This is a genomic window from Corallococcus sp. CA053C (assembly GCF_003611675.1).
Taxonomy (GTDB): domain Bacteria; phylum Myxococcota; class Myxococcia; order Myxococcales; family Myxococcaceae; genus Corallococcus.
Genome location: NZ_RAWA01000311.1, coordinates 1 through 11,807, shown reverse-complemented (window position 1 = coordinate 11,807; position 11,807 = coordinate 1). Strand labels below are relative to the sequence as shown.

Genomic DNA, 11,807 nt, shown 5'->3' with positions numbered 1-11,807 from the left:
GCGCCCACCCCGTCCGTGGCCCCCGTGCCGCCGGCGCCGCCCATGATGGCCGCCACGCCGCCCCCGGCGCCGCCCGCGCCCGACGAGGACCAGGACGAGGATGCCGCCGATGCGCGCAGGGAGGCCGCGGAGGCCCGCGCCGAAGCCGCCCGGGACCGCGCCGAGGCCGCGAGGGAAGAGGCCGATCAGGTGAAGGAGCGCGTGCGCGAGGAGATGCAGCGCGCCCGTGAGAACTTCCGGCGGGGCAAGCGCGGCGCCCGGGACGTGGTGGCGCGCGGACAGAACCTGGAGGTGAAGGAAGGCGAGTCCGTGGAGAGCGCCGTCGTCTACGGCGGCAACCTCATCGTGCGCGGCACGGTGGAGGACGACGCGGTCGCCTTCGGCGGCAACCTGGAGATCCACGGCCACGTGGAGGGGGACGCGCACGCCTTCGGTGGCAACGTCATCCTGGGCCCGGACGCGGAGGTGGATGGCGACGTGTCCGCCTTCGGCGGCCAGGTGCAGAAGGAGGCCGGCGCCAGGGTGGAGGGCAGCACGGAGTCCTTCGGCGGCGCGGGGCTGGGCCGCATGGTGGCGGGGGAGATCAAGCGCGGCATGCACGAGGTCCGCGACCCCGCCTCGGCGAACACTGACGACGATGACGACGGTGACGAGCGCGAGAGCCGGGGTGACGGGCTGGCCTCGTTCATCCTCCAGTTCGCGCTCCTCTTCGGCCTGGGCTTCCTGGGGCAGATGTTCTTCCCGGCGCGCATGAAGGAACTGGGCGAGGAGATCCGCGGACGCCCCGGCAAGGTCGCGGTCGTGGGCATCGTCGGGATGTTGGCGCTCATCCCGCTCACCGTCGTCCTGTGCATCACCCTCATCGGCATCCCGGTGGCGTTCGCCCTCCTGGTCGCCTCCATGCTGGGCACGGCGCTGGGCTACGCGGCCATCGCCTCCGAGCTGGGCACGCGGCTTCCGGTGCTGCGCGGCCGCAAGACGCAGGCAGGGGTGCTGGCCATGGGGCTCGCGTTGCTGCTGCTCGTCAGCCACATCCCGGTGCTGGGCGTGATGCTCAACCTCTTCCTCATCCCGCTGGCGTTCGGCGCCGTCATCCGCACCCGGTTCGGCTACCGCCCCCGGGGCATGCCGGAGCCCATCTTCCCCCGGAACGAAGCCCCCGTCTGACGCACCCGGCCTGACGGCCCCCGGGGCTTGCCCCGCCGCGTCATGAAAGCCCCGCTCCCCGCGCACCGGGAGTGGGGCTTTTGCTTTCCCCACAAGTGCCACGCTCACGCGCCATCACCTGCGCTGTCGGCGGGGGCTGTGGGTGGCGGGCGTGCGGACGCCGACAGGCTTTGACCGCCCGGGTCCGGTGCGCCATTTTGCGCGGCACCCATGCGACGCCTCCCAGACGCAACCCCGCGCGGCAGGGCCATCACCGTGGACCTCGAGGGCGAGAGCATCCCCGCCATCGAAGGCGAGCCGGTGGCGTGCTCCCTCATCGCCGCGGGCGAGAACGTCCTCTCCCGGTCCGTGAAGTACCACCGCCCGCGCGGGCCCTTCTGCTTCGCCGCGGCCTGCTCGCATTGCCTCATGCGCGTGGACGGCCTGCCCAACGTCTACACGTGCCGCACCCCCGCGAAGGAGGGCATGCGGCTGGAGCGGCAGAACGCGTACCCGTCCGCGAAGGTGGACATCTTCGAGACCATCGACTGGTTCTTCCCCAAGCGCCTGGACCACCACGAGATGTTCGCGGGCGTCCCGGTGGCCGAGGACGTGATGGCGCGCGTCGCCCGGCAGCTCGCCGGCCTGGGCCTGCTGCCCCAGGAGCCCGGTCCCCCGCCCCTGCCTCCGCGCACGCTCCACGTCCCCGTGGCCATCGTGGGCGGCGGCGCGGCGGGCCTGGAAGCGGCGCGGGTGTTGGCCGGCAAGGGCGTGCCCTTCCTGCTCTTCGAGCGCGACGCGACCCTGGGCGGACGGCTGGCCCACGGCGCCCCCGAGGACGGCGCGCCCTTCGTGCCGGAGCCCACCGCGTTCCCGCAGGGCAGCGTGGTGCGGCGCGCCACCGTCATCGGCCTGTACGACGACGAGCACGGCCGCTACCTCGCGGTGGTGTCGCAGGAGCCGGAGGGCGTGCGGCTCCTGAAGGTGTACGCGAAGCGCTTCCTGCTCGCGGTGGGCGGCCATCCTCCCACCCTCCCCTTCGAGAACAACGACCTGCCCGGCGTGTACGCGGGCCGCGCGGCGAGCCTGCTCCTGCGCCGCCATGACGTGGCCCCGGAGGTCGCGGCGCTGGTGGGCCACGGCCCGGAGCTGCACGCGCTGGTGCACCTGCTGGCCCAGCGCGGGGTGGAGATCGCCGCGGTGGTGGACCTGAAGGGGCCGCTGCCCGCGAACGCGCATCCCAAGGCGTGCGTGGGAGACGGGCTCAAGGCGCACGGCCTGCGCGGCGTGGGGGCGCTCAGCTTCACGCCCCAGGGTGGCCGCAAGCAGAAGGTGTCGTGCGACGCCATCATCGTGTCGGTGCCGGTGACGCCGGGCTTCGAGCTGGCGCGCCAGGGCGGCGCGAAGGTGGCGTTCGACGAGGGCGCGGGCCACTTCCGCGTGGAGGCGGACGCGGATGGACGCACGCAGTCCCCGGACGTGTTCGTCGCGGGCGACGTGGCGCACGCGGGCACGGCGAAGGACGCCGCGGCCATGGGGCAGCGCGCGGCCCAGGCGCTCCTGGGAGGGCTGTCATGAGCAAGGCGCTCGTCTGTACCTGTGAGGACGTGACCGTCACCGACGTCGAGCACGCGATGGAGCGGGGCTACCGCGACGTGGAGTCGGTGAAGCGCTACACGGGCTTCGGCACCGGCATCTGCCAGGGCAAGAGCTGCCACTCCGCGGTCGCGGCGCTCCTGCAGAAGTCGAAGGCGCTCAAGCCGGACGCGGTGGTGCCCTTCACGCCCCGCCCGCCGCTGTACCCCACGGAGCTGCGCGTGCTCGCGAGCGCGCCCGTGGATGAATCCGTGCCCCCCATGGGCGGCGTGCCCCAGGAGTTGGAGCACTTCCCGTCCGCGCTCCGGCCCGAAGGCCCGGTGCCGCAGAAGGCGAAGGTGGTCATCATCGGCGGCGGCATCATGGGCCTGTCGCTGGCGTACAACCTGGCCCTGCGCGGCGAGACGGACGTGGTGGTGCTGGAGCGCGGCTACCTGTGCGCGGGCGCGTCCGGCCGCAACGGCGGCGGCGTGCGCATGCAGTGGGGCACCCCGGCGCTCATCGAGCTGGCCAAGCGCTCCATCGACTTGATGAAGGTGTTCGCGCGTGACCTGGGCGTCAACGTGTGGCTGCGCCAGGGCGGCTACCTCTTCCTGGCCAAGCGCAAGGACACCGCGCTGCGGCTGGAGAAGAACGCCGTGCTGCACAACAAGTACGGCGTGCCCACGCGCATCATCACCCCGGACGCGGCGCGCGACATCGTCCCCGGCCTGACGATGAAGGACTGCCTCACCGCGGCGTACAACCCGGAGGACGGCGTCATCTTCCCCTGGGCCTTCCTCTGGGGCTACGCGCAGGGCTGCGTGAAGCGCGGCGTGAAGGTGGAGACGTACACCCACGTCACCGGCTTCGAGACGAGCAACGGCCAGGTGCGCAAGGTGAAGACGGACCGGGGCGACATCGCCTGCGACACCGTGGTGCTCGCCGCCGGCGCGTGGAGCCCGCAGGTCGCGAACCTGGTGGACGTGGCGCTCCCCAACGAGCCCCACCGCCACGAGATCCTCAGCACCGAACCGCTCAAGCCCTTCCTGTCGCCGCTGGTGTCGGTGCTCGACACGGGCCTGTACTTCAGCCAGTCCATGCGCGGTGAAATCGTGGGCGGCATGGGCGACCCGAAGGAGCCCGCCGGCCCCAACATGGGCAGCACCCTGCGCTTCGTGTCGCGCTTCGCCCGCGCCCTCACCGAGCAGCTGCCCAACGTGGGCCAGGTGAAGGTCCTGCGCCAGTGGGGCGGCCTCTACGACGTCACCCCGGACAACAACCCCATCCTGGGACGCACCCCCGGCCTGGACAACCTGCTCCAGCTCTCCGGCTTCGTGGGCCACGGTTTCATGATGGCCCCCGCCGTCGCGGAGCGGATGGCCCAGTGGATGACCTCCGGCGACTCCGACGAGCTCTTCACCCGCTTCAACCTCCGCCGCTTCAAGGAAGGCACCCTGGAGCGCGAGGAGATGATCATCGGGTAGCAAAGCCCCCCGCCCGGCCCTGTCTCCGCTTGGGACAGGGCCGGGTTGATTGTCCGTAAAAACAGCACTCCTTGGAATCCGCGCAAGCCCCCGGGATGGCTGGGGATTCGCCCGGGGATGTGACGTTTCTTTACAAACGCAACCGGGTTGCACGGAGCATCCACGCACCACCCGCTCGGTGCGGGTGCGCCTGGCCTCCTCGGGGACATGCGCTGGCACGCGAAGTGCCTTGCCCTTCGCGCCGCGCAATGCCGCGCGAAGGAGGTTCCCGATGGTCGCGAAGAAGCTCATGGGTGCGATGCTGGTGATGGGCCTGACGGCGTGTGGTTCCGTGGAGCCGATGGACGTGCCGGACGCGGAGCCCACGGGCCCGCTGGCGTCGCAGGAGTCCAACGTCATCGTCGGGTCGCTGAACTGGGTGAGCGCCACGTCCCTCACGGGCACGCAGCGCGCGAAGTCCCTGCCGGTGGGCTACCTCTCCATCCCCGCGGTGGGCAGCCGCTGCACGGCGTGGCTGGTGTCCAACGACGTCATCATCACCAACAACCACTGCATTGGCAGCGCCGCGGACGCGGTGGGCGCGCGCGTGTCGTTCAACTACGAGGACGGCGTCGCGTCCGCTTCGCGCATCTGGTACCCGTGCGCCACGTTCATCAAGACGTGGAGCAGCGACGACATGACGGCGGTGCGCTGCTCGGCCGTCAACGGTCAGCTCCCGGGTGCGGTGTACGGCTTCCTCACCGTCTCCAGCACCAACGCGGCGACGAACGCGTCCGTGTACGTCGTCAACCAGAACTGCGACTACTACACGACCCCGTCCTGCGTCCCGACGAAGAAGTCCTCGCCCGGCAGCGTGCTCAACGGCAACTACAGCACCACGGACATCTCCTACAACGCGGACACGCTGGGCGGCTCGTCCGGCTCGCCCGTCATCTCCACGTCGACGAACCAGGTCGTGGCGCTGCACCACATCGGCATCGGGGGTGACTCGCAGGGCCGCGGCACGGCCAACACCGGCGTGAAGGCCACGCGCGTGAAGGCCCGCCTCGCGGAGATCGGCCTGTAGTCGTCCCGTCTGTCTGTCTCAAGTCGCGGACGAGGGCTCCCCCCCGGCCAGCAGCACCGGCCGCGGGGGCGCTCCCGCTTCGGGCCCGGACGGATGCAGCAGCAGCTTCCTGCGCAGTCCGCCCAGCGCCAGCCGTCCCAGGCCCCGCTTGAAGGACCGCGGCAACAGGCGCAGCAGCCGCATCATCCACCGGTGTCCCAGGCCCGGGTACACCAGCGCCTCGCCCCGCTCGAAGCCCGCCAGGGCCTCGCGGGCGCACTGGCGCAGGGACAGCTCGAAGAAGGGTGTCACCTCGTCCGGCAGCGACGGCTCCAGCGCCAGCGGGCCCGGGGCCACGAAGGTGACGGGGATGCCCGCGTCCTCCAATTCCAGACGCAGGGACTCGCTGAAGCCGTCCAGGAAGCGCTGCGTGGCGGCGAACATCACCGCGCCCGGCAGGAAGAGGCGCGCGGCGCCGGAGCCGACGATGAGGATGCCGCCCCGCCCCCGCTCCAACATGGGGCCCAGCAGCCGGTGCGTCAGCATCGCGGGGGCCAGCACGTTCGCGTGCACCAGCTCCTCGATGCGCTTCCAGCGCTCTTCCGCGTACAGCCCGCTGGACGTGTGATCCGCGTTGTTGATGAGCACGTCCACGCGCACGTAGTGGCGCTCCAGGTGCTCGAACAGCTCGTCCACCGCTTGCGGATCATCCAGCCGGCAGGCTTGGAGCATCACCCCCAGGGTCGGGTTGCGCAGCAGCAGCTCTTCGCGCAGCGCGGACAGCTCCTGCACGTCCCGCGCGACGAGCACCAGGGTCCTGACACGCGGGGAGAGAAGGCGGGCGAGCTCGCGGCCGATGCCGCCAGCGGCTCCGATGATGAGCACGGTACCGTGGTCGATGGGAGGGCGCATGGAGGTGAACCTCGGACAGAAAACTGCCCATGCCCGGACGGGCTTGCGCGCCCGCTCCGTTGCTCCCATCCTGTGAGCGCCCGCCTGTCCCCGAGGCGGACGGGCGTTCCCTTGCTGTCACTGTCCGGGGAGGACACCCATGGCTGCCCCTTCACGCATCCTCGTACCGGTGGACCTGAAGGACGGCTCCCGGTCCATCGTTGAATACGCGCTGCAGCTCGCCCGGCCCTTCGGGGCGACGGTGGACATCATCCACGCGTGGGAGCCGCCGCAGTACGTGGCGCCGGATCTGCTGGTGGCCTCGCCCGCCTGGGACGCGCAGGCGCTGGAGACGATGGCGCGCGACTCCGCGGGCAAGGAGCTGTCCACGCTCCTGCAATCCCTGGAAGGCAGCGCGCCCGTGGCCCTCTCCCACCGCGTGGTGATTGGCGAGGCGGGCAACGTGGTGCTGGAGGAGTCCGAGCGCGGGAAGTACGACCTCATCGTGATGGGCACCCATGGCCGCAAGGGCCTGACGCGCATGCTGCTGGGCAGCGTGGCGCAGAAGGTGGTGGGCCAGGCGAAGTGTCCGGTGCTCACGCTGCACGTCACGCCAGAGCAGGCGTAGGGCTCAGGGCTCCGCCCACTGGCGCAGGAGGTTGTGGTACACGCCCGTCAACATCACCAGCGCGGGGCTCTTCGGCACCTCGCGCGTGAGCTGCATGATGGACGTGTCCAGGTCGAAGAGCAGGGCGCGCTGGCCCGCGTCGCGCACCATGCTCTGCACCCAGAAGAACGACGCCAGCCGCACGCCGCGCGTCACCGGCGTGACGTGGTGCAGGCTGCTGGCCGGGTAGATGAGCAGGTCCCCCGCGGGCAGCTTCGCCGAGTGGTTCCCGTAGGTGTCCTCCACCACCAGCTCGCCGCCGTCGTAGCTGTCCGGCTCGCTGAGGAACAGCGTCGCGGACACGTCCGTGCGGATGCGCAGCGACGTGCCCAGCAGCGGCCGGATGGCGTTGTCCACGTGCGAGCCGAAGTCCATCCCCGGCTCGTAGCGGTTGAACAGCGGGGGGAAGACGCGCTGGGGCAGCACCGCGGAGATGAACAGCGGGCTCTTCTCCAGGCCGGCCAGCACCAGGTCCCCCAGCTCCCGCGCGGCGGGGCTCCCTTCGGGGAGCTGGAGGTTCTTCTTCACCTGGGCGGACTGGCTGCCCGCGGTGGCCCGGCCGTCCTCCCACGCCGCCTGCTGGAAGGCGGCGCGGCAGTGGGCGACCTGCTCGGGCGTGAGGACCCGCGGGATGTGCACCATCATCAGGAACTTCCTCCTGCGTTCTAGAATCGCACGTGCGCGGACAGGAGCGCCGAGCGCCCCTCGGCCGGGGCGGCCTGCCCCGAGTAGTAGGCGTCGTAGTACAGCGTGTCGGTGAGGTTGTAGACGTTGAGCTGCACGTCCACCTTGCTGAACGCGTAGCGGGCGAACGCGTCGAAGCGCCAGAAGTTGGGCACCTTGTTGAGCACCGTCGTCTCGTTGGCCGGGTTGTTCACCGCGGTGACGTCCTGGAATACCGCGCCGCCGCCCACGGAGAGCGCGTCGGTGACGCCGTAGGTCGTCCACAGCGACACGCTGTGCTTCGGGGTGTTCGGGAGCGCCTGGCCCACGAGGAACGCGTTGGGGTTCTCGCGGATCTCCGAATCCAGGAACGTGTAGTTGGCGAACAGGTTCCAGCGCGGCAGCACCGTGCCCGCGAGGCTCGCGTTGAAGCCCTTCACGCGCTGGGCGCCGTCCAGGATGGTCACGGGCCCCGTGGGGTCGGGGTTCGCCACGCGGGCGTTCTTCTTGTCCGTCTGGAACACCGCGCCGCTCACCGACAGCCGCTCGGCGACGAGGTCCGCCTTGGCGCCCAGCTCGAAGGTCTGGTTCTTCTCCGGATCCAGGCGCTCCTGGCCGGAGGTGATGGTCCCCACCTCCGCGGACGGATTGGAGGACGTGCCGTACATCGCGTAGAGGCTCGCCTTCGGCAGCGGGTGCGCCACCACGCCCACGCGCCAGTTGAAGAGCTGGTCCTTGTTCTCCAGCCGCGTGGACACCAGCGCGGTGTTCACGGCCGTGTAGTCGGTGCGGAAGATGTCGTAGCGCAGCGAGGCCAGCACCTCGAAGAAGCGCGACAGCTCAATCTGATCCGCCGCGTACGCGCCCACCGTCCACTGCCGCGTCTTGCTGGACGAGGCGAACGTAGGGGTGACGGCGGACAGGTCCGGATGGGGATCCGGCTCATAGAGGTCCGCGGGGATGTTCGGCCCGGTGGGCAGCCCGGTGGCGCGCAGGTTGTTGCGGTACTGGTCGCGGAACTCGCGCGTCAGCTCCAGGCCCACGTTGGCGGTGTGCTTGAGGAAGCCCGTCTGGAAGACGCCGCGCAGGTCCGTCTGGTTGGCCAGGTACGTGTTGTCCGTGGACGTCTCGTAGCGCTCGCGCCCGATGGTCGTGGGCACGTCCACCGGCGTGAGGCCGCGCGGCGAGGTGGGCCGCGAGAAGCGATCCACGCCGCCGTAGCGCAGCGTGTTGGTGAGCTGCGAACCCCCGCCGAACTTGTAGAGGAACCGCCCCGTGCCGATGTGCACGTTCACGCGCTCCGTGTCGGAGCCCTCCACGCCGTACCAGGCGCTGCGCGGCACCTCCAGCGAGGTGGAGACCGGGGCACCGTTGAAGTACGGGTGGCCGTAGTCCGGGACGCTCTGCTCGCGCTGGTAGAAGTAGTCCAGGTCCAGCGTCGCCTTGTCGCTCAACACGATGCGCACGGACGGCGACACGCCCGCGCGGTTCTCCTGCACCACGTCGCGCGACGCCACGTCCGCGAGCTGACCGGTGGCGCTCACGCGCACCTGCACCGTGTCGTTGATCGCCTGGTTGATATCCGCTTCGAGGCGGCCCGACGGCGCCGTGCCCGCGGTGAGCCGCAGGTCCTGGAAGGACGACTTCTGGGGCTTCTTCGTCACCAGGTTGATGGCGCCGCCCGTGGAGCCCCGGCCGAAGACGACCGACGACGGGCCGAAGTAGACCTCCACGCCCTCCAGGTTGAACGTGTCGCGCGTGTACCAGCCCAGGTCGCGCACACCGTCGCGCAGCGTGTCCGTCTGCGCGGAGAAGCCCCGCAGCGAGAACGAGTCACCCTGCCGCCCGCCCTCGCCCACCGTCACCGTGATGCCGGACACGTTGCGCAGGGCATCGCGCAGCGTCGTCGCCTGCTGCTCCTCGATGACCCGCTCCGGCACCACCGTGATGGTCTGCGGCGTGTCCAGCAGCGGCTTGGGCAGCCGCGTGATGGAAGGCTCCGTCGCGTTGTACTTCGATGCCTCGCCCTCCACCTCCACCGTCGGCAGGACGAAGACGTCCTGCTCCTCCGTGGGCTGCGCCTCCGAGCTCGCTGCGGCCGGGGCCGGAGTCGGAGCAGCGGGCGGCGTCACGGCCGGGGTCGCCTCCTCCACCGGGCGGGACTCCTGCACGGGCGCCGGGGCGTCGGCGGCGGGCGGCGTCTCCTGCGCGACCGCGCTGCCGGCGGCGAGCGCGGACGCGAGGCCCACGGCCTGCCCCCAGGGCCACAGCGCGCCTCGCACGCCTCCAGGGTTGCCATGTGATGAGCGGATTCCAGAACGACCGGGCTTGGCGGTGGGCACGTGTCCCCTCGGTGGGTGGGCTGCCTAAATGAGAATGATTCTCATATGCAATGCCTGGGTTGGCGGAACAAGAAGTTTCTTCCCGGGCACGTTCGAATGGATCCGTGCCGTGGCTGCTCGCGGCACTGACACGCATCAGTCCGGCGAATGCCACACGGCGACGCGTGGAACGAAACGGCCCGGAGTCGCTCGCGCGGTCCGGGCCGTGGGGAGGAAGGGCGCTGCGCGCGGCGGCGGATCAGGCCGCGTGCGTCTTGGATTCCGGGGCCTCGGGCGTCGCGACGGAGGGCGCCACCGGACGGGCCTGACGCCGCGGGAAGAAGCGCCGCCACGACAGCGAGTAGCCCGTGTAGACGAGGAACACAGCGCCGAACGACGCGAGGGCCGCGATGAGCTGGCCTGGCCACCCCAACGCCTCGCCGGTGTGCAGGAAGCGCAGCCAGGTGCGCACCTTGCGACCGCTGTTGAAGTCCGCGTACGTCTCCGTGCGCAGGGGCTGCGCCGTGTACGGATCAAGCGACAGCTGCGTCGACGCGAACAGCGGCCACCGCTCCTGCTCACGAACAACGAAGGTGCTCGCCTGCGGCCCACCGCGTCCGGCGCCTCCTGGCCCGCCGCGGCCCTCCGGCCTGCCTTCACCTCGCGGACCGCCCTGCCCGTCCGGCCGCGCTTCAGCCCTCGGACCGCCCTGACCCTCCGGGCGTCCTTCACCTTGCGGACCGCCCTGGCCCTCCGGTCGTCCTTCGCCCCTCGGGCCGCCCTGGCCCTGCTGGGGCGCACCGCCTTCGGGCCGGCCTCCCTGGCGCTCACCGCCGGGAGGCGTGGGCAGCCGCAGCGTGATGTTCTCCCACGCCTTCGCCTGCTTCATCGCCACCGCGAACTGCGCATCCAGACCCTGGGGCGCCGTCCCGGGCGCCGGGGTGGGCACGGGCACGGGCGCGGAGGCATTGGGTCCCTGCGCGGCGGGCACCGGGCTGCCGGTGAGCGTGAAGACGAGGTTCGACGCCCACCGGTAGGAAATCACCACGCCCGAGGCCGTCAGCACCAGCAGCACCGGCAGCGACCAGAAGCCGATGACGTTGTGCCAGTTGAAGTCGCGCGCCTTGCCCTTGAGGCCCCGGCGGAACCACAGCGTCGGCCGCATGGAGCGCAGCGTCGACTTGCGCGGCCACCACAGGAACAGGCCCGTCACGCCCAGGAAGAAGAAGGCCAGGTTGCTCACGCCCGTCACGGCCTTGCCCATGGCGCGCTGCTCGCCGGGGGCCGCGAGCCAGCGGTGCGCGTCCTCCATCTTGGAGAAGAACGCGCGCCAGCCCTGCGCGCCCTGATCACGCACTTCGCCGGTGAAGGGGTGGACGTAGACGGCGCTGCCGCGTCCGGTGGCCACCGCCACCACGCTGTCCGCCTCCGGGTACACCGTCACGGCGCTGACCTGCGCGCCCGGCCGGGCCGCCTTCACCTTCGCGATCATGTCCTCCAGCGACAGGCGCGGCGTCCCTGCGGGAGGCGGCCTCGCGTGGCGGGCGTCGCGGTCCGCCCAATCGACAATCTGCGACTCGAACGCGATCGCCACGCCGGTGAAGGACATCACCCCGACGACGAGCCCGACGATGAGGCCGGACACCAGGTGGATCCAGAAGAGGACGTTTCGGAGGGTGCTGGGCATGGTGGGGCGTCGCTTCACTTCAGGGCGAACTTCACGGGGATCACGACCTTCACGCGCACGGGCCGCCCGTCGTGTCCCAGGGCCGGCGAGAAGCGCCAGCGCGTCACGGACTCGATGGCCGCCTCGTCGAGGCCGGGGACGGAGCGCTGGATGCGCGTGTAGGCCGGCTCCACGCGCCCGTCCGCGCCGATCACCACGTACACCATCACCACCCCGGTGATGCCGTCCTCGCGGGCCCGGCGCGGGTAGTCCGGCTTGCCGTCGAGCAACACCGGCAGCTTCATCACCTCACGCGGCGAATACAGGGCCGGCGCCGTGCCGAGGC

At 71.1% G+C, this 11,807-nt stretch carries 10 protein-coding genes; 5 read left to right on the top strand and 5 right to left on the bottom strand.

Going from position 1 to position 11,807, the window contains the following annotated elements:
- The 4 genes from D7V97_RS31155 to D7V97_RS31140 form a co-directional block, all read left to right on the top strand.
- Positions 1-1,167 (top strand): polymer-forming cytoskeletal protein (locus D7V97_RS31155; protein ID WP_147445045.1); only part of this gene is annotated, 1,167 nt, incomplete at its 5' end.
- A 210-nt stretch (positions 1,168-1,377) separates the two neighbouring features.
- Complete coding sequence (locus D7V97_RS31150; protein ID WP_120614264.1) at positions 1,378-2,724, top strand: 2Fe-2S iron-sulfur cluster-binding protein; 1,347 nt, start codon at positions 1,378-1,380, stop codon at positions 2,722-2,724.
- Positions 2,721-4,208 (top strand): FAD-dependent oxidoreductase, encoded by a 1,488-nt coding sequence (locus D7V97_RS31145; RefSeq protein WP_120614263.1) that lies wholly within the window; start codon positions 2,721-2,723, stop codon positions 4,206-4,208. Before D7V97_RS31150 ends, D7V97_RS31145 begins: the two co-directional genes overlap by 4 nt.
- A gap of 271 nt (positions 4,209-4,479) precedes the next feature.
- Positions 4,480-5,274 carry a serine protease gene (locus D7V97_RS31140; RefSeq protein ID WP_120614262.1) on the top strand — a complete coding sequence of 265 codons (795 nt, stop codon included), beginning with the start codon at positions 4,480-4,482 and terminating at the stop codon, positions 5,272-5,274.
- An 18-nt stretch (positions 5,275-5,292) separates the two neighbouring features.
- On the opposite strand, the gene D7V97_RS31135 is transcribed toward D7V97_RS31140, so the two are convergent.
- On the bottom strand, positions 5,293-6,165 hold the full coding sequence (locus D7V97_RS31135; protein WP_120614261.1) for an SDR family oxidoreductase: 873 nt from the start codon (positions 6,163-6,165) through the stop codon (positions 5,293-5,295).
- A 139-nt stretch (positions 6,166-6,304) separates the two neighbouring features.
- On the opposite strand from D7V97_RS31135, the gene D7V97_RS31130 reads away from it, so the two are divergent.
- Entirely contained in the window at positions 6,305-6,772 is a 468-nt protein-coding gene (locus D7V97_RS31130) for a universal stress protein (protein WP_120614260.1), read from the top strand.
- A 3-nt stretch (positions 6,773-6,775) separates the two neighbouring features.
- Here the strand turns inward: D7V97_RS31130 and D7V97_RS31125 are convergent, their stop codons facing one another.
- From D7V97_RS31125 to D7V97_RS31110, 4 genes are all read right to left on the bottom strand, one after another.
- Positions 6,776-7,456 carry a Fe2+-dependent dioxygenase gene (locus tag D7V97_RS31125; RefSeq protein WP_120614259.1) on the bottom strand — a complete coding sequence of 227 codons (681 nt, stop codon included), beginning with the start codon at positions 7,454-7,456 and terminating at the stop codon, positions 6,776-6,778.
- A 20-nt stretch (positions 7,457-7,476) separates the two neighbouring features.
- Positions 7,477-9,756 carry a TonB-dependent siderophore receptor gene (locus D7V97_RS31120; protein ID WP_233583336.1) on the bottom strand — a complete coding sequence of 760 codons (2,280 nt, stop codon included), beginning with the start codon at positions 9,754-9,756 and terminating at the stop codon, positions 7,477-7,479.
- Positions 9,757-10,054: 298 nt separating this feature from the next.
- Positions 10,055-11,482 carry a PepSY domain-containing protein gene (locus tag D7V97_RS31115; RefSeq protein ID WP_120614265.1) on the bottom strand — a complete coding sequence of 476 codons (1,428 nt, stop codon included), beginning with the start codon at positions 11,480-11,482 and terminating at the stop codon, positions 10,055-10,057.
- A 14-nt stretch (positions 11,483-11,496) separates the two neighbouring features.
- A partial coding sequence (locus D7V97_RS31110; RefSeq protein ID WP_147445044.1) for an energy transducer TonB occupies positions 11,497-11,807 on the bottom strand: 311 nt, incomplete at its 5' end.

Coding starts and splice junctions, on each gene's coding strand:
- D7V97_RS31130 (WP_120614260.1), top strand. CDS start 6,305: ATGGCTGCCCCTTCACGCATCCTCGTACCGGTGGACCTGAAGGACGGC.
- D7V97_RS31125 (WP_120614259.1), bottom strand. CDS start 7,456: ATGATGGTGCACATCCCGCGGGTCCTCACGCCCGAGCAGGTCGCCCAC.
- D7V97_RS31145 (WP_120614263.1), top strand. CDS start 2,721: ATGAGCAAGGCGCTCGTCTGTACCTGTGAGGACGTGACCGTCACCGAC.
- D7V97_RS31140 (WP_120614262.1), top strand. CDS start 4,480: ATGGTCGCGAAGAAGCTCATGGGTGCGATGCTGGTGATGGGCCTGACG.
- D7V97_RS31150 (WP_120614264.1), top strand. CDS start 1,378: ATGCGACGCCTCCCAGACGCAACCCCGCGCGGCAGGGCCATCACCGTG.
- D7V97_RS31135 (WP_120614261.1), bottom strand. CDS start 6,165: ATGCGCCCTCCCATCGACCACGGTACCGTGCTCATCATCGGAGCCGCT.
- D7V97_RS31115 (WP_120614265.1), bottom strand. CDS start 11,482: ATGCCCAGCACCCTCCGAAACGTCCTCTTCTGGATCCACCTGGTGTCC.